22 protein-coding genes and 1 pseudogene are annotated in these 21,487 nt (G+C 38.1%); 17 read left to right on the top strand and 6 right to left on the bottom strand.

Going from position 1 to position 21,487, the window contains the following annotated elements:
• Positions 1–18: 18 nt before the first annotated feature.
• Entirely contained in the window at positions 19–960 is a 942-nt protein-coding gene (locus A6B43_RS03490; protein WP_124211599.1) for a cation diffusion facilitator family transporter, read from the bottom strand.
• Between the two features lie 186 nt (positions 961–1,146).
• On the opposite strand from A6B43_RS03490, the gene A6B43_RS03485 reads away from it, so the two are divergent.
• From A6B43_RS03485 to A6B43_RS03440, 17 genes and pseudogenes are all read left to right on the top strand, one after another.
• On the top strand, positions 1,147–1,908 hold the full coding sequence (locus A6B43_RS03485) for a DeoR/GlpR family DNA-binding transcription regulator (RefSeq protein ID WP_124211598.1): 762 nt from the start codon (positions 1,147–1,149) through the stop codon (positions 1,906–1,908).
• Between the two features lie 87 nt (positions 1,909–1,995).
• The gene (glmS, locus tag A6B43_RS03480) at positions 1,996–3,828 is read left to right on the top strand and encodes a glutamine--fructose-6-phosphate transaminase (isomerizing) (RefSeq protein WP_124211597.1); all 1,833 of its coding nucleotides are present in this window, start codon (positions 1,996–1,998) and stop codon (positions 3,826–3,828) included.
• 137 nt (positions 3,829–3,965) lie between these two features.
• Positions 3,966–4,778: a TnsA endonuclease N-terminal domain-containing protein gene (locus A6B43_RS03475; RefSeq protein WP_124211596.1), complete on the top strand. Its 813-nt coding sequence runs from the start codon at positions 3,966–3,968 to the stop codon at positions 4,776–4,778.
• Positions 4,765–5,637, top strand: a complete 873-nt coding sequence (locus A6B43_RS08940; RefSeq protein WP_428843385.1) for a hypothetical protein — start codon at positions 4,765–4,767, stop codon at positions 5,635–5,637. Before A6B43_RS03475 ends, A6B43_RS08940 begins: the two co-directional genes overlap by 14 nt.
• Before the next feature lie 20 nt (positions 5,638–5,657).
• Entirely contained in the window at positions 5,658–6,869 is a 1,212-nt protein-coding gene (locus tag A6B43_RS08935; protein WP_428843384.1) for a hypothetical protein, read from the top strand.
• Positions 6,866–7,171, top strand: a complete 306-nt coding sequence (locus tag A6B43_RS08930; protein WP_428843383.1) for a hypothetical protein — start codon at positions 6,866–6,868, stop codon at positions 7,169–7,171. Before A6B43_RS08935 ends, A6B43_RS08930 begins: the two co-directional genes overlap by 4 nt.
• 6 nt (positions 7,172–7,177) lie before the next feature.
• Positions 7,178–7,396 carry an AAA family ATPase gene (locus A6B43_RS08925; RefSeq protein ID WP_428843382.1) on the top strand — a complete coding sequence of 73 codons (219 nt, stop codon included), beginning with the start codon at positions 7,178–7,180 and terminating at the stop codon, positions 7,394–7,396.
• A 22-nt stretch (positions 7,397–7,418) separates the two neighbouring features.
• Positions 7,419–7,718, top strand: coding sequence for an ATP-binding protein (locus A6B43_RS08920; protein WP_428843381.1), 300 nt, complete (start codon positions 7,419–7,421; stop codon positions 7,716–7,718).
• 122 nt (positions 7,719–7,840) lie between these two features.
• Complete coding sequence (locus A6B43_RS03460; protein ID WP_124211595.1) at positions 7,841–9,955, top strand: RecQ family ATP-dependent DNA helicase; 2,115 nt, start codon at positions 7,841–7,843, stop codon at positions 9,953–9,955.
• The gene (locus tag A6B43_RS03455) at positions 9,955–11,307 is read left to right on the top strand and encodes a DNA-processing protein DprA (RefSeq protein ID WP_124211594.1); all 1,353 of its coding nucleotides are present in this window, start codon (positions 9,955–9,957) and stop codon (positions 11,305–11,307) included. Before A6B43_RS03460 ends, A6B43_RS03455 begins: the two co-directional genes overlap by 1 nt.
• Positions 11,308–11,319: 12 nt before the next feature.
• Positions 11,320–12,831 carry a type I restriction endonuclease subunit R gene (locus A6B43_RS08805; protein WP_211329692.1) on the top strand — a complete coding sequence of 504 codons (1,512 nt, stop codon included), beginning with the start codon at positions 11,320–11,322 and terminating at the stop codon, positions 12,829–12,831.
• Positions 12,832–12,845: 14 nt separating this feature from the next.
• Positions 12,846–13,313, top strand: a complete 468-nt coding sequence (locus tag A6B43_RS08800; protein ID WP_211329691.1) for a hypothetical protein — start codon at positions 12,846–12,848, stop codon at positions 13,311–13,313.
• 12 nt (positions 13,314–13,325) lie between these two features.
• Positions 13,326–13,895, top strand: a pseudogene (locus tag A6B43_RS08795) (type I restriction enzyme subunit R domain-containing protein); the annotation flags it as partial.
• Positions 13,892–14,359, top strand: coding sequence for a type I restriction enzyme endonuclease domain-containing protein (locus tag A6B43_RS08790; protein WP_211329689.1), 468 nt, complete (start codon positions 13,892–13,894; stop codon positions 14,357–14,359). The pseudogene A6B43_RS08795 and the gene A6B43_RS08790, both read left to right, overlap by 4 nt.
• A gap of 360 nt (positions 14,360–14,719) precedes the next feature.
• Positions 14,720–14,938, top strand: a complete 219-nt coding sequence (locus tag A6B43_RS08785; protein ID WP_211329688.1) for an AAA family ATPase — start codon at positions 14,720–14,722, stop codon at positions 14,936–14,938.
• Between the two features lie 20 nt (positions 14,939–14,958).
• Complete coding sequence (locus A6B43_RS03445; protein ID WP_211329687.1) at positions 14,959–17,010, top strand: AAA family ATPase; 2,052 nt, start codon at positions 14,959–14,961, stop codon at positions 17,008–17,010.
• Between the two features lie 533 nt (positions 17,011–17,543).
• Complete coding sequence (locus tag A6B43_RS03440) at positions 17,544–18,071, top strand: PepSY domain-containing protein (RefSeq protein WP_124211593.1); 528 nt, start codon at positions 17,544–17,546, stop codon at positions 18,069–18,071.
• Between the two features lie 110 nt (positions 18,072–18,181).
• Here A6B43_RS03440 and ccmI read toward each other — a convergent pair whose 3' ends face one another.
• From ccmI to A6B43_RS08900, 5 genes are all read right to left on the bottom strand, one after another.
• A complete protein-coding gene (gene ccmI, locus A6B43_RS03435) occupies positions 18,182–19,105 on the bottom strand; it encodes a c-type cytochrome biogenesis protein CcmI (RefSeq protein WP_124211592.1) in 924 nt (307 codons plus the stop codon).
• Complete coding sequence (locus A6B43_RS03430) at positions 19,105–19,572, bottom strand: cytochrome c-type biogenesis protein (RefSeq protein WP_124211591.1); 468 nt, start codon at positions 19,570–19,572, stop codon at positions 19,105–19,107. The genes ccmI and A6B43_RS03430 overlap by 1 nt, the downstream gene beginning before the upstream one ends.
• A complete protein-coding gene (locus A6B43_RS03425) occupies positions 19,573–20,115 on the bottom strand; it encodes a DsbE family thiol:disulfide interchange protein (RefSeq protein WP_124211624.1) in 543 nt (180 codons plus the stop codon).
• An 85-nt stretch (positions 20,116–20,200) separates the two neighbouring features.
• Positions 20,201–21,091: an archaetidylserine decarboxylase gene (gene asd / locus A6B43_RS03420; protein WP_124211590.1), complete on the bottom strand. Its 891-nt coding sequence runs from the start codon at positions 21,089–21,091 to the stop codon at positions 20,201–20,203.
• A gap of 121 nt (positions 21,092–21,212) precedes the next feature.
• The gene (locus tag A6B43_RS08900) at positions 21,213–21,482 is read right to left on the bottom strand and encodes a ComEA family DNA-binding protein (protein ID WP_418902980.1); all 270 of its coding nucleotides are present in this window, start codon (positions 21,480–21,482) and stop codon (positions 21,213–21,215) included.
• Between the last annotated feature and the right edge of the window lie 5 nt (positions 21,483–21,487).

Raw genomic sequence — 21,487 nt, 5'->3', positions numbered from 1 at the left:
GATTATTCATCTTTTCTTTTATGGGATTTGATGTTCGTGGTGTGGGTTAATTTCTGGGTTTTCGATCTGAATAGTAACGTGTTCGATATGGTGTTCCATTTTTAATCGTGTAGAGATATTACGAATAATTTCATAGTCATTTACTTCATCGTATTTATCTAAAATAACGTGAAAAGAGAGGCTATATGAGCCTTCAGATAACGCCCATAGATGAAATTCGTGAATTTCTTTGACGCATTCTACGGAGAGAATCGTTTGATGAATTGCTTCTGCGTTTAATTCATTTGGTACGGCTTCCATTAAAATAAGAAAGGCAGCTTTGCAGATTTTATAGCCCCCTAAACCGATAATAATACTGACAATGAGGCTTACAATTGCGTCAATTGCAATGATCCCTGTGTATTGAATTAAAACGCCTGCAATGATAATGCCGATGGAATTAAATAGATCTCCAAGAAAATGCCATAAGGCACTTTTAATGTTTAAATTATTTTCGGCTTTTAGACTACGCATTAAAATGATGGTGAGTACAATGTTGATCACAAGTCCAATTGAAGCAATAACCATCATCATTACAAAATCAATATCTACTGGGTTGAGTAACCGTAAGATCCCTTCATATAAAATGCCTAAGGCAATAATAATCAGAGCAAGTCCATTTAAAAAAGCAGAAATAATTTCAAAGCGAACATAGCCGTAGGTAAATTTTTGGTTTGGTGCTTTGCTAGCGTAATAGACTGCAATCATACTTAGCCCGAGAGCAAGAACATCTGAAAACATATGGAATGAGTCAGAAATAAGGGCAAGTGAGCCGCTGAAAATACCGCCGATTAACTCAATGAAAGCAAATATAATCGTCAGAGAGAGTGAGATCCAAAGGGTTTTTTTTGACTGAAATTGGGTTTTATTATGGGGTGAATGGTGATAATTAAAATCAACATTATGGTGGTGAGTGTGCATTTTTTACCTTATAAATAATCATCAAGTATTGAAGTATAGTAATGAAAGACGGCTTGTTGCAAGCGGTTAGTTCCGATTTTTATTTGTAATAGTAGTATGAGATATATAAAACTTTTTAGGGTTTTTCTTTATTATAATTTGTACTATAATAGGTTAAGTTTCGAATCGAAAGATAAATGAAAGAAAATGTCTAAACGAAATACTCAACAACGCCGACAGATGATTGCATCAATGGTGCAAGAGCAAGGCGAAGTCAGTGTAGATTATTTGGCAACCTTGTTTACAACTTCAGAAGTAACTATTCGCAAAGATCTTAGTGCTTTAGAAGAAAGCGGTTTTTTGCTTCGCCGTTATGGCGGTGCAATGCGTTTGCCTAGTGAGCTGATTGAGGAAGAAGTAGAGAATCTTTCACAACAAAAATTAGCGATTGCACAAGAAGCTGTTCGGCAGATCAGAGAACATAATCGGATTATTATTGATAGTGGAAGTACCACGGGGGCATTGGTAAAAATGCTCAATCAAACGGGATTAGTTGTGATGACTAATTCCCTGTTACTTGCAAATGAATTGACGACGTTAGAATGCGAGCCGACCGTATTGATGACTGGCGGAACGTGGGATACTCGTTCTGAATCTTTTCAAGGAAAAGTCGCCGAGCAAGTATTACGTTCGTATGATTTTGATCAGTTATTTATTGGGGCAGATGGATTGGATCTTGCTCGAGGTACAACCACGTTTAATGAATTAGTCGGGCTAAGTCAGGTGATGGCAGAAGTTTCTCGTGAAGTGGTTGTACTGATAGAATCCCAAAAAATCGGGCGGAAAATGCCGAATATGGAGCTAGCGTGGCAACAAATTGATAAATTGATTACTGATAGCCAGCTTTCTTCAATGCAAAAAGCACAAATTGAACAGCACGGTGTTGAAGTGATTATTGCAAAAAATTAGTCGTATTTAACCGCTTGTTTTCCTCCAGTTTTACATTGGTGTACAAGCGGTCGTTTTTCTCAAACTTTTACAAATTAAGGAAAAATTATGTGTGGAATTGTTGGTGCAGTCGCACAGCGTGATGTCGCAGAAATTTTAGTCGATGGATTACACCGCTTGGAGTATCGTGGATACGATTCAGCAGGAGTTGCTGTCGTCAATGATGCTCATCAGATGCAAATTGTTCGCCGTGTAGGCAAAGTGAAGGCATTAGATGAGGCTATTGAAAACCACCCAATTTCAGGTGGTACAGGGATTGCTCATACTCGCTGGGCAACACACGGTGAACCGTCAGAAAGAAATGCACACCCTCACTGTTCTGGAAAAATTGCCGTAGTACATAATGGGATCATTGAAAACTATGAAGAACTGCGTGAAGTATTAAAAAATCGTGGTTATCAATTTCAATCACAAACCGATACAGAAGTAATTGCTCATTTAGTTGAATGGGAACTTCGTCATTCAGCCTCATTGTTAGAAGCAGTACAAAAAGCGGTAGTTCAGTTGCGTGGGGCTTATGGTACGGTTGTAATGAATGAAGATCAGTCAGAGCATCTTATTGTCGCTCGTTCGGGTAGCCCATTAGTGATTGGTTTAGGCGTTGGTGAGAATTTCTTGGCATCAGATCCTTTGGCATTACTGAGCGTAACCCACCGCTTTATCTATTTAGAAGAAGGCGATGTGGCAGAAATTACTCGCCGTACCGTGGATATTTATGATCACTCAGGAGCGAAAGTTGAGCGTGAAGTACACGAAGGAAATTTCGAGCAAGATGCCGCAGATAAAGGGCAATATCGCCACTATATGCAAAAAGAGATCTTTGAACAGCCAGTTGCTATTCGTAATACGTTAGAAGGGCGTATTGCTAATGATAAAGTTGTTCTTGAGGCTATTGGCGAAAATGCAGCTGAAATTCTACAAAAAGTAGAGCATATCCAAATTGTTGCTTGTGGCACGTCTTATAATGCTGGAATGGTTGCACGCTATTGGTTTGAAGCTATTGCTGGGGTAAGTTGTGATGTCGAAATTGCGTCTGAATTCCGTTATCGCAAATTTGTTACTCGTCCAAATAGCTTATTGATTACACTTTCACAATCAGGTGAAACTGCGGATACGTTGGCGGCATTGCGTTTAGCGAAAGAATCAGGCTTTATGTCAGCAATGACAATTTGTAATGTTGCTAGTTCATCGTTAGTGCGTGAATCTGATTTTGCTTTTATGACGAAAGCTGGGGTGGAAATTGGTGTAGCATCAACGAAAGCCTTTACTACACAGCTTACCTGTTTGCTCTTATTAACCACAGCCATTGGACGTTTAAAAAGTAATCTCACCGAAGCACAAGAGCAGCATATTGTACAAGCTTTGCAACGTTTACCCGCACAAATCGAAAGTGCGTTAGTATTTGATAAAGAGATTGAAAAATTATCAGAAGATTTTGCAGATAAACATCATACTCTATTCTTAGGACGAGGTGAGTTTTACCCAATCGCAATGGAATCTGCATTAAAATTAAAAGAAATTTCTTATATTCACGCAGAGGCCTATGCAGCTGGTGAGTTAAAACACGGACCATTGGCGTTAATTGATAGTGATATGCCAGTTATTGTTGTGGCTCCTGAAAATGATTTACTTGAGAAAGTAAAATCAAATATTGAGGAAGTGCGAGCAAGAGGCGGACAGCTTTATGTATTTGCCGATCACGATGCAGGTTTTAATAATGCAGATGGCTTTAAAACCGTTGTATTACCGAAAGTTGATGTTGTAACTGCACCAATTTTCTATACGGTACCATTACAGCTACTTTCTTACCACGTTGCGTTAATTAAAGGCACAGATGTGGATCAACCACGAAATCTTGCTAAAGCGGTAACGGTGGAATAATAATTATCGGCACGTTAATCAAATTGTGGGCGGACAATTAAGTTTTAAATAAGACAAAATATTTCTAAACTATACAAAATAGTTGTAAACCAAGATCAATCCAGTTATGCTGTAAAAAAGTATACTGGATTTTTATTATGGCTAAAACAAAGTCTTCATTCTCTGATGTACAAATTGCCCGTCGTATTAAAGATGGGCGGGGTCAGGGGCATGGCAAGAATTATAGTCCATGGTTAACAGTACAAGAAGTCCCTTCCTTGGGCCGTTCTCACCGTGTTTATTCTCATAAAACTGAACGAGTTCATCATTTACTCTCTGATTTAGAACTTGCTGTTTTTCTCAGCCTTGAGTGGGAGAATAGCGTGTTGGATATACGGGAACAGTTTCCTTTGCTACTTAGTGACACCAAACAAATTGCATTAGATAATGGAATTAAACATCCTGCTATTCGTGGTGTGGACCAGGTTATGTCTACTGATTTTTTGGTAGATAGTAAAGATAAACAGTTTGCTATTCAAGTTAAGCCTGCTATTGCTCTACAAGATGAACGTACTTTAGAAAAATTAGAGCTAGAGCGCCGTTATTGGCAGCAGAAGCAAATTCCTTGGTTCATTTTTACTGATAAAGAAATAGATTCTGTTGTAAAAGAAAATATTGAGTGGCTTTATTCAGCTAAAACTGAAATAGTTTCTGCAGAACTTTTAGCACAACTCCCAACATTGGCTTCTATCTTGCAAGACAATGGGGATAAAAATATTATCACTGCCTGCAAACAGGTAGATATTGCTTATGGTTTAGAACTCGGTAAAACATTGAGTGAAATTAGGACATTAACTGCAAATGGGTTTATTAAAATCAATATTTATAAGCCTTTTAGATCAAATAATTGTATGGACCTATGGATTGGCCAAGTAGTCAATACGGAGGAGTTATTATATGTGGCAAATTAATGAAGTTGTGCTATTTGACAATAATCCATATCGCATTTTAGCAATAAAAAATGGCCAAATTATTTGGATACAAATAAATGTAGGGAAAGGTGTTCCAGAAACCAGCACCGAGCTATTACTAATGCAGTATTTAGATGCGGGGCGCTTAATCAGAACTGATGATCCTTATGTATATCTGGACTTAGAAGAGCCTGCAGTAGATTCTATAAGTTTCCAGAAGCGTGATGAGGATTATCGAAAAATTCTTCCTGTTATTAATAGTAAGGATTGTTTTGATCCTAGAGTCAGAAGTGAGCTTATTGAACATGTAGTTCAAGAATATAAGATTACTAAAACCACAGTTTATAAATTGTTGCGCCGTTATTGGCAGAGAGGTCAAACTCCTAACGCATTAATTCCTGACTACAAAAATAGTGGTGCTCCAGGTGAAAGTCGTTCAACGACAGGAACAATAAAAATTGGCCGAGCTAGAAAATATGGAGAGGGTGAAGGAATAAAGGTCACACCAGAAATTGAACGTCTTTTTAGATTGACCATAGAAAAACACCTAATAAATCAAAAAGGTACAAAAACTACAGTTGCCTATAGACGATTTGTAGACTTGTTTGCTCAGTATTTTCCTCGAGTTGCTCAAGAGAATTACCCAACTCTACGACAGTTTCGTTATTTTTATGATCGAGAATATCCTAAAGTTCAGCGTTTAAAATCTAGGGTCAAAACAGGAGTATATAGAAAAGATGTAAGACCATTGAGTAGTACAGCAACCTCTCAGGCTCTAGGCCCAGGTAGTCGTTATGAAATTGATGCTACTATTGCTGATATTTATCTAGTGGACCATATGATCGTCAAAAAATTATAGGAAGACCGACACTTTATATTGTGATTGATGTATTTAGTCGGATGATCACTGGTTTTTATATTGGTTTTGAATCTCCATCTTATGTAATAGCGATGCAAGCGTTTGTAAATGCTTGCTCTGATAAAACGACCATTTGTGCCCAGCATGATATTGAGATTGGTAGATCAGATTGGCCGTGCGTAGGTTTGCCGGATGTATTACTTGCAGATCGTGGTGAGTTAATGAGTCATCAGGTCGAAGCATTGGTATCAAGTTTTAATGTACGTGTGGAAAGTGCTCCACCTAGACGTGGTGATGCTAAAGGAATTGTGGAAAGCACATTTAGGACGCTTCAAGCCGAATTTAAGTCCTTTGCGCCTGGGATTGTGGAGGGTAGCAGGATTAAAAGTCACGGTGAGATAGACTACAGGCTAGAAGTATCTTTATCAGTATTTGAATTTACACAAATTATTTTGCGCACGATTCTATTTAGAAATAATCATTTGGTGATGGATAAATATGATCGAGATTCCGATTTTCCTACAGATCTACCGTCTATTCCTATTCAGCTATGGCAATGGGGGATGCAGAATCGCACTGGTAGTTTGAGGGTTTTGGAACAAGAGCAGTTACGAGTAGCATTACTACCCCGTCGAAAGGTTTCTATTTCTTCATTTGGCATTAATTTATGGGGGTTGTATTACTCTGGATCAGAGATTTTACGTGAGGGGTGGTTGCAGCGGAGTGTTGAGATAGTTAGACCTCAAAACTTAGAAGCAGCTTATGATCCAGTGCTAGTTGATACGATTTATCTATTTCCGAAAGCTGGCAGCCGTGTTTTTTGGCGCTGTAATCTAACAGAACGCAGTCGGCAATTTGAAGGCCTCTCTTTTTGGGAGGTTTGGGACATACAAGCACAGGAAAAACACAATAAAGCTAATGCTAAGCAGGATGAATTAGCTAAACGCAGGGAGCTTGAACTATTTATTCAGCAGACTATTCAACAAGCGAACAAGCTAACACCTAATATTACTGAGACAAAATCAAAACGTCTTCAGCAGATTAAAGCTAATAAGAAAGAGGCTGTGACCTTAGAGCGGAAAAAACGTGCAGAATGTTTGAAACCTAATTCAACAGGTAAAGAGGCTAAGATAATCCCTTTCAATTCATCGGAAATAGATGAGGAGGATTACAGTCTACCAACCTATATACCTGAGTTATTTCAGGATCCTCCAGAGGAAGATGAAGAATGAATGCTACCCAAATTCAGGCAGTTTATCGTGAGACAGGTGTAGAGGCTTATCGTGGTAATCCTTTTATTGAGGCTTTGCCACCATTGCAAGAGTCTGTGAATAGTGCAGAATCTCTGAAATCCTTTTTACAGATTACCTCATTAGATCTACAAAAATCTCGTGTCATCAGAGCACATACTATTTGTCGTATCCCTGATGAATATTTTCAGCCATTAGGAACACACATGCTGTTGAGTGAACGTATTTCGGTCATGATTCGTGGTGGATATGTTGGTAGGAATCCTAAAACAGGAGATTTATAAAAGCACTTGCAAAATGGCTATGAGCGTGTTCAAAAAGGGGAGTTAGATACATTTCGCTTTGAAGAGGCCCGATCCACAGCCCAAAGTTTATTATTAATTGGTTGTTCAGGTAGTGGTAAAACTACCTCGTTGCACCGTATTTTAGCTACATATCCGCAAGTGATTTATCATCCTGAGCTAAATGTAGAACAAGTGGTATATTTGAAAATAGAATTGCTCTCATAATGGCTCATTAAAAGAAATTTGTTTGAATTTTTTCAGGGCATTAGATCGAGCACTAGGTTCTAATTATGAGCGTCGTTATGGGTTAAAGCGTCATGGCATAGAAACCATGTTGGCATTAATGTCTCAAATAGCGAATGCACATGCTCTAGGATTGTTGGTCATTGATGAAATTCAGCATTTAAGCCGTTCTCGATCAGGTGGCTCTCAAGAAATGTTAAATTTTTTCGTGACCATGGTAAATATCATTGGTGTACCTGTTATGTTGATTGGTACGCCCAAAGCACGAGAGATTTATTGCTTGAACAGTTTTCTAAACAAATAAATATGATCATAGGCCAACTTGAAGCTTTGGCTAAATACAATAAATCTTTGATCAAGGCCCGTGATCTACTGTTACCTAAACTTATGAGTGGTGAGTTAGATATATAAATATAAGGAATGAAGATGAATCGAGATGAGGCTCAACAATTATTAAAAACTGCTTTAGCTAATCCTGTTGTTGAATTTCGTGATGGCCAATGGGAGGCCATTGATGCATTGGTGAATCATCGCCAGAAATTGTTAGTAGTGCAACGCACTGGTTGGGGGAAAAGCTCTGTTTATTTTATCAGTACTAGAATTTTTCGTGATCGAGGAATGGGGCCAACCATTATTGTTTCTCCACTATTAGCATTGATGCGCAATCAGATTGAGTCGGCTGCCCGTTTGGGTATTATCGCGGAGACTATGAATTCAACCAATACTGATGATTGGCAGTTGGTCACGCAACGGATTCTAAATAATCAGGTTGACTGCTTGCTGATTTCCCCAGAACGATTAGCCAATGATCAATTTATAGAAACTGTTTTACAGCCTATTGCAGACCATATTGCTTTGATGGTGATTGATGAAGCGCACTGTATTTCTGACTGGGGACATGATTTCCGCCCGGACTACAGACGTATTGTTAATATTCTTCGCCAGTTACCTGCTAATACGCCAGTTCTGGGTACAACAGCAACTGCTAATAATCGCGTAGTTGAAGACATTCAAACTCAGTTGGGTGATATCCAAATTCAGCGAGGACCATTGATAAGGGAAAGCCTTGCATTACAAACTATGGTATTACCTGACCAGGCTTCACGTCTAGCATGGTTAGCACAGGTGATACCCACATTGCATGGTACGGGTATTATTTACGTATTGACTCAACGTGATGCTGAAATGGTTTCAAAATGGTTGATGCAGAATAACATATCTGCGCGGGCCTATTACAGTGGTGTAACACATCCTAATTTTGTTAATTCTGAAGGAAAAGAAGATACACATCTTTATCGACAATATTTAGAAAATGAACTGATAGAGAATAATATTAAGGTATTAGTAGCAACCACGGCACTTGGAATGGGATACGATAAGCCTGATTTAAGTTTTGTGATTCATTATCAAGCTCCAGGTTCTATCGTAGCCTATTATCAACAGGTTGGGCGTGCAGGGCGTGGAATCGATAATGCAATTGGCATTCTGATGTCGGGGATAGAAGACCAAAATATTCACGAATTTTTTAGAGATTCAGCTTTTCCATCAGAGGTACAGGTGAATGAAATTTTGCAAGTTTTGGAAAATAGTGATGGTTTGACGCTTCGAGGTATTGAGGAAAAAACAAATTTGCGTAATGGCCAGATTGACAAGGTACTTAAATTACTGAGCGTTGAAAACCCCTCACCTGTGATTAAGAATAGTAGTCGTTGGTTTAGAACAGCTGTGCACTATCAAATGGATCGTGCTCGGATTGCCCATTTAACTGGGCAACGTATTCAGGAATGGCAAGAGGTTCAGGCGTATCTTAATGATGCGGGTTGTAAAATGACATTTTTACGCAACGCATTGGATGATTATGACCCTACACCTTGCGGGAAATGTGCATCTTGTTTAGGGCTGCCTATTATTAATGTGATGACAGATCCTGTGCTTGCACATCATGCAGCTACCTTCATAAAACACGCAGAAATGGTGATCGTTCCAAAAGCTCAGGTGGCAGCTAATGCATTTATGGAGTACGGCTTTAGAGGAAGCTTACCTGTGCAGCTTCGAGCTCAGGAAGGTCGTGTTTTATCCCGCTGGGGAGATTCAGGGTGGGGGAGGCTGGTTGCTGATAATAAACATGTAGGCTATTTCTGTGATGAACTAGTTGATGCTATGGCTGAAATGATTCAGCAACGTTGGCAGCCAAATCCTGCGCCTCGTTGGGTATGTTGCGTTCCGTCCCGTAATCATCCTAATTTAGTGCCTAACTTTGCTCATCGTTTGGCAGTAAAATTAGGAATTCCATTTGTGGATGCTGTCAGTAAAGTTAAAGATAATCAGCCTCAAAAAGGGCAGCAGAATAGATTTCATCAATGTCAAAATCTTGATGGTGTCTTTCACGTTACTCGGGTGTATTCTGGTGAGCCAGTTTTATTAGTAGATGACATCGTTGATTCTGGTTGGACATTGACAGTCATTGCAGCACTCTTACAAAAAGCAGGTAGCGGCGTCGTTTACCCCGCTGCACTTGCTTCTTCTTCGGTAAAAGATTAATGAATATATCTAACTTATTATCCCCTACGGCTCAGGCGACTTTATTGTTGACTTGTTACTTTTCAAAAGCTAGTACTGAAAGCATTAAGCCGCTTACTAATACTGAATGGGGCCGTTTTGCAGTATGGTTGAAAGATAAATCTATCACCCCAGCTGATTTACTGATTGCAGAGCCTAAAGCCTTGTTACAAGGTTGGTACGATAAACGAATTAGTGCAGAAAGAATCATTGAACTGTTAAACCGTGGTCATAGTCTTGCGCTTGCCATGGAAAAGTGGCATCGTGCTGGTCTTTGGATAGTGACTCGCTCTGATCCGGAATATCCAAGATACTTAAAGCAGAGGTTGAAAATAGATTCCCCACCAGTATTGTTTGGCTGCGGTAACAAAACATTATTAAATGCCGGAGGGCTAGCAGTGATCGGTTCGCGTAATGCTAGTGGATCTGACTTGGCTTTTACTAATCAAGTGGGAGCTAAAGCAGCATCAGAAGGGATTGCTATTATTTCTGGTGGTGCTCGTGGTGTTGATGAAGCTGCAATGCTGGGAGCTGCAAAGCAAGGTGGTGTGGTAATTGGTGTAATGGCGGATAGCTTACTAAAAGCTTCGACTAGCAGTAAATGGCGTAAAGGCTTGATGGGGGGCAATGTAGTGTTAGTCTCACCTTTCTATCCTGAAGCTGGGTTTAATGCCGGCCATGCAATGGCAAGAAACAAATATATCTATTGCCTAGCTGATAGTTCTTTAGTAATTCATTCGGGTAAGAAAGGTGGAACACTCAATGGTGCAGAAGAAAATTTAAAAAAATCTTGGGTACCACTGTGGGTTAAACAAACTACCGATAAAGATGCAGCTAATAGCGCTTTGGTAACCAAAGGTGGCCGTTGGCTAGAGGTAAATATTGGAGCCTTTAAGATTTCAGATCTGATGTGTGCATCAGCAACTCGCTCGAATCATGTGAAGGGGGCAATGGAGGATCTTTTTTCTATCCCCATGCAGCCAGAGTTATTTGCTGAGGAGGATTCTAATTCTTGTTCAAAAACTAAGGCTAAAGAAGAAATTATCCAGCTAGAGGGCGAAGTTACAGAAAATGAAAAACAGGAAGAGACAATAATTAATTCAGATCAGCTTTCAAATAATGATATCAAACAACGAAATACAATAGATTTTTATCAGTTATTTATCTCTGAGCTTGAATATTTAGCTAGTGAGCCAGTGGCTATTGATGTATTGATTGAAAAGACACAGTTGCATAAATCTCAGGTAACAGAGTGGTTGAAACGCGCTGAAGAAGCTGGAGGGGTGAAAAAAATTAACCGTCCAGTACGTTACCAAGTAATAAATAATAAGTAGAAGGATCTAATTATGGCCATGACAGAAGAATCCTTAGTACAGGAAGTTACTGCAGATTACCTATTGAATCAGTTGAAGTGGGATAAATCTGTTTTGGGCATGTATGAAAAACTAGGTAGAGAAGGTGACTTAGGGCGAACTTCAGAACGAGAGATTGTGTTGACTCGCTATTTAGGCAAAAAATTGATTGAGTTAAATCCTGGATTACCAGATGTCGCATATCAAGAGGCGTTGCGAGTGGTTTGTGAAAATCCATCATCTACTAACATTGTTGCTGTGAATAAGGAGAAGTATTGTCTTCATAAAAATGGTGTGGAGGTGAGCTTTAATAACGAAAAAGGTGAGCGAGTAAAGAAGAGACTTCGCCTATTTGATTTTGATAATTATGAAAATAATCACTTTTTATTGGTACGAGAGTTTTGGATTAAAGGTGATATTTATCGTCGCAGGGCAGATCTTATAGGTTTTGTGAATGGCATCCCTCTATTATTTATGGAAGTGAAAAATGTTCATAAGGACATTCGTGCTGCCTACGAACAGAATCTTGCTGACTATAAAGATACTGTGCCGCACCTTTTTTACCATAATGCTTTCATTATTGTGGGCAATGGAATTGATGCTAAGATTGGTTCGGTTTCTAGTAAATTTGAACATTTCAATGATTGGAAACGTTTGAATGAAAGTGAGCCTGGTGTAGTAGATATGGAAACCTTATTGAAGGGTACCTGCTCCAAAATCAATCTTATGAATATTTTTGAAAACTTCACTTTGTTTGACCAAAGCTCTGGTCGTTTGGTTAAAATTATTGCCCGTAATCACCAATATCTTGGTGTTTGCCGTGCTATTGATGCGGTAATTAATCGTGGAGAGAAGATGGGGAGGCTAGGGGTTTTTTGGCATACTCAAGGCTCTGGCAAGTCCTATTCTATTGTGTTTTTTGCTCAGATGGTGCGTAGAAAGCTAGGTGGAAATTATACCTTTGTGGTTCTGACCGACCGAAGTGACCTTGATACACAAATTTATAAAACCTTCGCAGGCTGCGGTTTGGTAGATAATGATAAAGATCCCTGGCGTGCGGATAGTGGTAAAGACCTGAAAGCACTAATTAGCCAGCAAAAGGCATTTGTGTTTACTTTGATTCAAAAGTTTAACGAAAAAGTAGATCCTAAAGATCCTTACTCTGAGCGTGATGATATTATTGTTATGACTGATGAGGCACACCGCACACAATATGGGATCTTGTCATTAAATATGCGTAATGCATTGCCTAATGCTAATTTTATCGGTTTTACCGGTACGCCCTTATTTAAAGATGATGAGATTACTAAGAAGGTCTTTGGTGATTACATTTCGACTTATGATTTTCAGAGAGCTGTTGAAGATAAAGCAACAGTACCTTTGTACTATGATGCCCGTGGTGAAGAGTTGGTATTCATCGATGAGGATGGTAATGAGCATACGGTTGCAGACCCTAAAGGCATTAATGAGCGCATAGCGGAAAAATTGGATGAATTGAAGATGTAGATGTCCAGCAGAGATTGGAGAGAGAACTAAAGCGTGATTATCACATCATTACAGCAACGAGTAGGCTAGATCATATTGCCCGTGATTTTGTGGCACACTATTCTAATGCATGGGAAACGGGTAAAGCTATGTTTGTATGCCTTGACAAAATTACTTGCGTGCGTATGTACAAATTGATAGAACTTTACTGGCAACAAGATATAAAAGTTAAAGAAAAAGAGCTTATGTTGGCAATTGATGAACAGGACTTAGCTTGGCGAGAGCGTCAACTAACATGGATGAAAGAATCTCGGATGGCTGTTGTAGTCAGTGAGGAACAAGGAGAAATTGCTAAGTTCGAAAAATGGGGGCTAGATATTAAACCTCATAGACAGTTGCTCAAGGAAGGGTTTGAACTTGCTGATGGTTCTCGGTTGAATATGGAAGATGCGTTTAAATCTAGTGAACATCCATTTAGAGTAGCTGTAGTGTGTGCTATGTAGTTAACTGGATTTGATGTACCAACATTGTCTACTCTTTATTTAGATAAGCCATTGAAGGCCCATACCTTGATGCAGGCTATTGCTAGAGCAAACCGAATATCAGAAGGAAAGAATAATGGGCTGGTTGTGGACTACTGTGGCATATTAAAAAATCTACGTAAAGCCTTAGCAACTTTTGCCGGAGCTGGTGATGAGGGGCACGGTGGCGGTGAAGGTGAGAGTATGCCTGCAAAGCCTAAGGTAGAATTACTAGAGGATCTAAATGAATCTATTGGTTTTGTTGTTGAGTTTTTACGCAAGCATGATTGTGAGTTAAGCCAGATTATTACAGAAATAGGCTTTGCCAAGAATGCAGTGATCGCTCAGGCCAAAGAAATTATTAATCAAAATGATGAAACGAGGAAACGTTTTGAGATAATGACCCGAGAAGTATTTAATAAGTTTAAAGCCTGTATTAATGCGGTAGGTATTAATGATTATCGTGATTTACGTGATGCAATTAACATCCTCTATAAAAGTTTGCAGGCGGATAAAGAGAAAGCTGATATTTCAGGTATAAAGCTGATATTTCAGGTATTATGAAAGATCTGTATGAGATAGTTGATGCTAGTATTGATACTACAACATATAAGACTAAAGAGCCAAAACTAGATGATGGTCGAATCTATGATATTAGCCAGATTGATTTCGAACGGCTTCGTCAAGAGTTCGCTCGATCGGAACGAAAGAATACAACGGTACAATCGCTTAAAACAGTGGTTGAGAAGAGATTAGTCCGGCTTATGATGCAAAACCCATTACGTATCGATTATCAAGAGCACTACGAAAAGTTGGTTAAGGAATATAATCAAGAAAAGGATCGTATAGTTATTGAGAAGACTTTTGAAGCCTTATTAAAATTGAATGAAGCTCTCTCCCATGAAGAGAAACGTTCAATCAGGGAAGGCCTAGATGAGGAGTCTTTAGTATTATTTGATCTCCTTAGTAAGTCTGATTTGCAGCCAAAAGATATTTCTAGGATAAAAAAATTGCCATTATATTATTAGAAAAGCTTAAGACAGAGCGGTTAAAAATTGCGAACTGGCAATAAAAAGAATCAACGTGCGATGCTGTTAAGCAACAGATATTTGACTTTCTTTATGATGAAAGAACAGGATTACCCATTGAGAAATATGAAGAGGATGAAATTTCAGATATTACTGAGCGGGTATTTCTTCATATATATAGGGCATATCCTGAATTACCTTCGCCCATGTATGGATAACGAGTTATAAGCTCTTTAATATCGAGATACTAATTATTAATACGGTGTTTATATGAATAATAGTTTTAAAGCTGTCATATTTGAGATTCATGCATAAAGGTACTTTATGTTGAGATGATGGCAGAGAGGAGATTTGTTTACGATGATAAAGAATATTCCGTATATTAAGAAGCTTGGTGTATTTGATGATTTCAATTGGGATTCCGAAGTAAGAAATAATGGTGGTTCCGTTCAAAACTTTGTTGATATTAATATTATCTATGGTCGTAACTATTCTGGGAAGACTACTCTATCCCGCATTATCCGTGCTCTAGAGACTGGTTATTTATCAGATAAATATGGGGGCCTTCATTTGAACTGAAATTTACTGATAAATCAGTCGTGACACTGGCATCCTTATCCAGCAATAGCAAGAATATTCGTGTCTTCAACGAAGACTTTATTAGAGATAACCTTCGATTTATCACCAATCCAGATGACAGTATTGAACCACTTGCTATTTTAGGTGATGACAATAATAAGATTGAACAAGAGATTAAAATTCTTGAAGTGGAGTTGGGCTCTAATGTTGAAGGTCAGGAAACTGGTCTGTTTGCAGATAAAAAACAGGCCGCTGATGAATATCATGATGCTTTAGGATCCTATAATCAGTTAAAGGATAATCTAGAAAAGCAATTGAGTGATAAAGCGACTAATAGAGATATTGGTATTAAATATAAGCCTGAACGTTTTGGTGACCAAAATTATACCATTACCAAATTAAAGACCGATATCACAACTGTTAGTAGCCCTGATTTTCAGCAGTTAACATCAGAGCAAGTGAGCGAGCACGAAAAGCTGATTGATGAAAGGGTTTTGCTTGCAATACCTAAATTTTATTCACCTCAGCTAAGTTTTTTGAGCTTGGCACAACAAGTTGAAACGCTAATAACCAAGCCCATCAGTGAGTCTGACAAAATTCAGGAATTAGTAAAAGATGCAGTGCTTAACCGTTGGGTTAATGAAGGTCGTACTAATCATCGAAATAAGCATGAAAAGTGCGCATTTTGCGACAATGAAATTTCGGCTGAACGATGGGCTGAGCTTGATAAGCACTTTGATGTAGAATCTGAGCTATTAGAAAAGTCAATTGATGCGTTACTTGCTAAGATAGAAACCGAGAATCAAAGAGTTCATGACGCACTTACCATTGATCAATCTGTTTTTTATTCCAAGTTTCACTCACAACTAACCGCCTTGGATTTAAGGTTAAAAGCAGCAATCAAAGACTATCAATTTGCTTTAGGTAATTTAGCCAAGCAGCTGAGGGCGCGAAAAGGTGATATTTTAAACGTTAAAGACTATGAGAGCCCCGCTGATGGTACAGCGAATCTAATGCAAATTTGGCAGGAGTATAGTGACCTTTGCGCCCAATCAGAGTTATTTAGCAGCTCATTAGCTGGCGAACAAACCAAGGCCAAAGCCAACTTGCGATTGAAAGAGGTCGCTGAGTATTTGCTTACGATTGATTACCAAACACAACTCAATTCAATTGAAGCCTTACAGCAAAAAAGAGACGAGGCTCAACAAGCACAAGTTATGGCTAAGAAACGTGAACTGAATGATGAAGAAAAAGGGGCTAAAAAGGTAAATGAATATCTAAATAATTTTTTCGGGCATCAATTTTTGACACTGGAGGCTAAAAAGGGTGAGGGGCCAACGCAAGATGTAAAACGTATTCGGTTTGAAGTGCTCCGTGACGGTAAGAAAGCTTATCACCTTAGTGAAGGTGAATGCAGCTTGCTGGCATTTTGCTACTTTTTGGCCAAGTTGGATGATATCGCAACCAAAGACTCAAAACCCATTATTTGGATTGATGATCCCATCTCCTCGCTCGATGGCAACCATATTTTCTTTATTTATAGCCTATTAAATGCGGAAGTGGTCGAGAAGGGTAAGTTTGCACAACTGTTTGTATCAACACACAACCTTGATTTCTTGAAATATCTAAAGAGGCTGGAAGGTAATTATTTTACTCCCGAAGGCGGCAAGGTGAAAAAATATCAGAAAGCTTACTTTATTGTGGCTAGACAAGATAAAAAATCTTCCTTACAGGCCATGCCTTCGAACTTAAAAGATTATGTGACCGAGTTTAACTACCTATTCCATCAGATCTGTAAATGTGCCTCTCTTGATACTATCGATGATACCAACTATGTGACCTTTTATAATTTTGCAAACAATGCGAGGAAGTTTTTCGAGATTTTTCTCTATTATAGATATCCTGATCAAGGTATGACGCTAAAAACCCTAAGTGCATTTTTGGGTGAAGATAGTATTCCTGCTGTCTTAATTGACAGGATTAACAATGAGTATTCTCACCTCTCAGGAGTATTTGAGAGGGGGCATCCCCTATGGAAGTGCCAGAGATGCAAATTGCCGCCAAACAAATAATTGAGCGACTCAAACAAGATAATGAACAGTTTTCTTCATTAATGAGAAGTGTTGAGGAGACGGTTTAGGAGGGGAAGGTTGAGCTAGAGACTGAGAAAAAATGGCTTGGTTTCAATTTTAATCCTATGCAGAGTAGAAATTATGACTACTCTATTTTTAAATAGAGAAAGCAGATGATAGTTTAAAACTATTTTGTTACTTTATAAACTATATACTAACTTGTGATGCCTTTACTAGTTTATATATATTTTGTCACTTATTTGGAATTGCCCTAGAAAAAATACATGTTTCATTCATTTTAGTTCACAATTATTTTGTCCGCCCACAAAATTTGGTGATTAGCGTGCCGATTCTTTATGCGGCTATTGTTCTATATTTCACTGTATTTCCTTTCTTTTACTTCCCTTTCCTAATGGTCTGACTTTTAAAAATGATAGTTATTCGTCTGATAAATTTCGTATAATAGGCAATCTTAAATTGATAAGAATGATACGCATTACTTATTTTTTAATATTTTGTGAGAGGACGTAGAAATGGAAAATCAGATCAATACTGTTGTACGCAAGGTTCATCGTTATTTAGGTTTTTTTCTTTTAGTGATTATGGCAATGTATTCAATTAGTGGAATGATATTGATTTATCGGGATATTAATTTGTTTAAATATCCTGTTCATATAGAAAAAGCATTGTCTGTGGAGCAAGCTGAAGCGATTGATTTAGGTAAAACAGATCTAGGAAAGGCGTTAAAAATTAAAGAATTTAAGATTTTAAAAACTGAGGGAGATTTGGTTTATTTTGAGCAAGGAACTTATAACAAAGCTTCTCGTATGGCTAATTATACGTTGTTGTCCTACCCAAAATGGCTACAAACATTAGTTGATCTACATAAAGGTAATTCAACTTATCGTTATGCGTGGTTGAGAACATTATTCGGTTTCTGTTTACTATTTTTTGCATTAAGTGCGTTTTTAATGTTCCCACTAAGATCGAAATTATTTACACAAGGTCGTTGGATAATTGCCGCTGGTACAGCGCTTGCATTGGTGATTTTACTCTTTTAGAGAAGGTTTAATAAACATAAATAAAAAGGCTGATATTAATCAGCCCTTTTATTTTTAATGTAAAAAATTGTGTTTATCTCACCGCTATTAAAATAGCTTAAAGCGATTTCTTATGGTTGTTTCGGTAAAGGGGAAGGTTGCACTGGTGGACTACTGTGTTGAGCTTTCATCAGTGATAAAGCCGATTGAATACTACGTTCAATAACTGTTCTGCTTGAGTCATTCTCGGGTAATAGTTTGAGCATCATTTCCCACGTTTTGGCTGCCATTTCAAATTCGCCCTTTTCAAATTGTGAAAAAGCGAGTAATCGTAATGCCCCGAGATTGCTTGGATCTTGGTTGATTATTGTAAAGATAATTTTTTCACCAGCCATTTTGTCTTTAGGATCATTAGATGACATAAGCATTTCGGCATATTTTTGTTTATATAGTAGGTTATTAGGTTTGATTTCAGTGGCTTTAGCATAACTTTCTAGTGCCATTGAGAAATTTTCTGTCGCCATTCCGATTTGTCCTAGTAAGAACCACGCACTATCATCTTGTGGGCGAGATTGTAATTCTACACGTAATGCAATAGCGAATTGATTGATTTCTTCGGAAGAAAGTGGTTCATTCTCTTCATTCTTAAGCCGCTCGTAGAAATAGTCTAATTTTTTATGATTATTTTCTACCATTGTGCCAACAAACCAAGATCCAACGTTTAGATAAACGGCTGTACTTACTGTACCAAGGGTAAGGAGTAAACCAATAAACCAAATTTTACCGAGAGAATTTTTGTGAGAAAGGGAGAGTTCGTTATCCGTTGGAATATCTTCCAAAAGGCTTTGTTGTAGTTCTAATTTTGTCTGTTCTGGATCGTCAATTATCCCCTCATTCGCCTCTCGTTCAACTTCTTGCAAGCGGTTGAAATAGAAAGCTTTATTTAATTTATCTCGTTTTTGGTTGTTAATATGCAGATTTTTTTTCAGTAGAGGATAGAATGCTATACAGCTAATTATTAGAGTGATGAAAGCTAAAATTATCCAAAATTTCATTATTTGTCCTTATTGCCTTGCTCGTTCAAAATTTGTTGAAGGCGAGTATGATCGAGATTATTTATTGTTTTTGGTGAGGAATTTTTAGCTTGAGTAGCTAATTTTCGGCGGCTAGCCATAATTAAAATCCCTATACTGATAAGCAACAATGGCATTAACCAAAGAAAAATGGTTGCTGGCGTAATTGGCGGATCATAAGTAACAAAATTACCATATCGTTCAACCATATAGTGAATGACTTCTTCTTTATTTTTTCCTTGTTTCAATAGTTCTAAACTTTTATAACGCATATCTTCGGCAATTGTTGCGTTAGAGTCGGCAATATTGTTGTTTTGGCACTGGGGACAGCGTAATTCTTGAATTAATGCTCGATAGTCTGCCTCTTGCTGAGGGCTATCGAATTGCTGTGGTTCAATGGTTGCTATACTTAGCGTTGGAAGTAGTAGAAGTAAAAGCCATTTTTTCATTTATTTTAATTTCTCATAAATCGGTTTTAAAATAGTTTGCCAGACATTTTCATTTACATCACCTGCATAGCGGTAGTGAATAATACCATTGCCATCAATAATAAAAGTTTCAGGTGCACCATAAACGCCTAGATCTAGCCCAAGAGAACCTCTTCGGTCAAAAATAACATTGATATAAGGGTTTTTGTTGTTTGATAAGAATTTTAAGGCCTTTTCTTGCTCATCTTTATAATTAACACCAATAATCTCTACTCCTTGTTTTGCAAGCTCAGTAAGGTAATAGTGCTCTGCTATACAGGTTGGGCACCAAGTCGCCCATACGTTGAGTAAACGAGGTTTTCCTGCTTTTACTAAACTATCATCTACTGTTTTTTGTGGGTCAAGTAGTGAAGGTAACTGAAAAGATGGTATAGCCTTACCAATTAAGGCAGACTCAAGAGCCTTTGGATCATCACCTTGTGCATTATTTTTTAGCTGAATAAGAAATGCGATAAGAAGTCCAAAAAAAATAATCAGGGGTAAATAAATCAGTTTAGTTTTCATAAGTAAAGGTAAGCGGTTAATTGGTCGCAAAATTTTGCATTGATTATAAAGAAAAATACGAGCTATCAAAACAGCTCGTATCCAATTATTTGATCTTGGCTAAACATTCACCCATTCGAGTTGGTTCGTTAGGGGTCAGTTGTGGATCAAACGTAATCGTATTTGCTGGAAATAGATTTATAACAGTCGAACCTAAACGGAATGCTCCCATTTCTTGCCCTTTTTTCAGATGCACAGCAGTTTCCCCTTCGGTGAGATATTCATAAATTTTTACTTCTTTACTACGAGGCAGATTTATTACTCCAGCCCATACGGTGCTAATACTTGCAGTGATAGTTGCACCGACTAAGATTTGAACCATTGGACCAAATTCTGTATTGAATTCACAAATAACCCGTTCATTTCGGGCAAATAGGTTTGGAACGTGTTCAGCTAAAAATGGATTAACTGAAAATAGCTCACCAGGTACATAGATCATTTTGCGTAAAGTCCCATCGCATGGCATATGTACACGATGATAATCACGAGGTGAAAGGTAAGTGGTGATAAAATCACCATTTTTAAATTTTTCTGCAAGTTTAGTATCGTTGGCTAATAGTGTTTCCAGGCTGAAATAATGTCCTTTAGCTTGTAGTAATTGAGCTTGTGCAATCGTACCTAGCTCACTTACTCGCCCATCTGCGGGTAAACAGAGTATTTTAGCCTCTGTATTGATTGGACGAGCATCTGCTTTTAATGGGCGGATAAAAAATTCGTTAAATGTAGCATAATCGGACGCTTCTGTTTTTTCTGCTTCGGCTAAATTTACTTGGTATTTTTTAGCAAAGAGTTTGATGATCAAATGGGTAACTACACCCCATTGACGTTCAGCTAGCCAGCCTGCAAGATGAGTTAAACCAAATTGTGGCATTAAGTATTGAAAAGCAATTTTTACTCGCTCCCAATAACTTGGGCGAGGGTAAGATTGTAATGACATTGTTGTCCTTTTTACGATAATAGGTATTTAAAGATCGAAAGTATAGCAAAAGCTGTCAAGTTTACAATGTTGCTTACCCAAGCCTTGTATTGCACTAGTTATAGCGTTACAAGCGGTTAGATTATTCTAAAATAATGCGATCTCGATTTTTTTCTAAGGTTGCTTTGCCAATACCGGATACTTCTGTAAGTTGCTCAAGAGCGATAAATTTGCCGTTTTTCTCTCGATAATCCACAATGGCTTGTGCTTTTTTTGCTCCAATGCCAATGAGTTTATCTTGAATTTCCGCCGCACTAGCGTTGTTGATATTGAGTGAGTTAGGGTTAAGTGCAGTATTATTTTGGGGTAGTGCGGTTTTTTCCACATTATGTGCTTGATGTGGTTGTGCTATTTGGG

The organism is Vespertiliibacter pulmonis, from assembly GCF_013377275.1.
GTDB lineage: Bacteria > Pseudomonadota > Gammaproteobacteria > Enterobacterales > Pasteurellaceae > Vespertiliibacter > Vespertiliibacter pulmonis.
The sequence above is the reverse complement of the archived record's forward strand: the minus strand, read 5'-3'. Positions and strand labels throughout refer to the sequence as shown.

Coding starts and splice junctions, on each gene's coding strand:
- glmS (WP_124211597.1), top strand. CDS start 1,996: ATGTGTGGAATTGTTGGTGCAGTCGCACAGCGTGATGTCGCAGAAATT.
- A6B43_RS03490 (WP_124211599.1), bottom strand. CDS start 960: ATGCACACTCACCACCATAATGTTGATTTTAATTATCACCATTCACCC.
- asd (WP_124211590.1), bottom strand. CDS start 21,091: ATGTCATTACAATCTTACCCTCGCCCAAGTTATTGGGAGCGAGTAAAA.
- A6B43_RS03475 (WP_124211596.1), top strand. CDS start 3,966: ATGGCTAAAACAAAGTCTTCATTCTCTGATGTACAAATTGCCCGTCGT.
- A6B43_RS08790 (WP_211329689.1), top strand. CDS start 13,892: ATGAAAGATCTGTATGAGATAGTTGATGCTAGTATTGATACTACAACA.
- A6B43_RS08805 (WP_211329692.1), top strand. CDS start 11,320: ATGGCCATGACAGAAGAATCCTTAGTACAGGAAGTTACTGCAGATTAC.
- A6B43_RS03430 (WP_124211591.1), bottom strand. CDS start 19,572: ATGAAAAAATGGCTTTTACTTCTACTACTTCCAACGCTAAGTATAGCA.
- ccmI (WP_124211592.1), bottom strand. CDS start 19,105: ATGAAATTTTGGATAATTTTAGCTTTCATCACTCTAATAATTAGCTGT.
- A6B43_RS08940 (WP_428843385.1), top strand. CDS start 4,765: ATGTGGCAAATTAATGAAGTTGTGCTATTTGACAATAATCCATATCGC.
- A6B43_RS03425 (WP_124211624.1), bottom strand. CDS start 20,115: ATGAAAACTAAACTGATTTATTTACCCCTGATTATTTTTTTTGGACTT.
- A6B43_RS08930 (WP_428843383.1), top strand. CDS start 6,866: ATGAATGCTACCCAAATTCAGGCAGTTTATCGTGAGACAGGTGTAGAG.
- A6B43_RS03455 (WP_124211594.1), top strand. CDS start 9,955: ATGAATATATCTAACTTATTATCCCCTACGGCTCAGGCGACTTTATTG.
- A6B43_RS08785 (WP_211329688.1), top strand. CDS start 14,720: ATGATAAAGAATATTCCGTATATTAAGAAGCTTGGTGTATTTGATGAT.
- A6B43_RS03440 (WP_124211593.1), top strand. CDS start 17,544: ATGGAAAATCAGATCAATACTGTTGTACGCAAGGTTCATCGTTATTTA.
- A6B43_RS03460 (WP_124211595.1), top strand. CDS start 7,841: ATGAATCGAGATGAGGCTCAACAATTATTAAAAACTGCTTTAGCTAAT.
- A6B43_RS03485 (WP_124211598.1), top strand. CDS start 1,147: ATGTCTAAACGAAATACTCAACAACGCCGACAGATGATTGCATCAATG.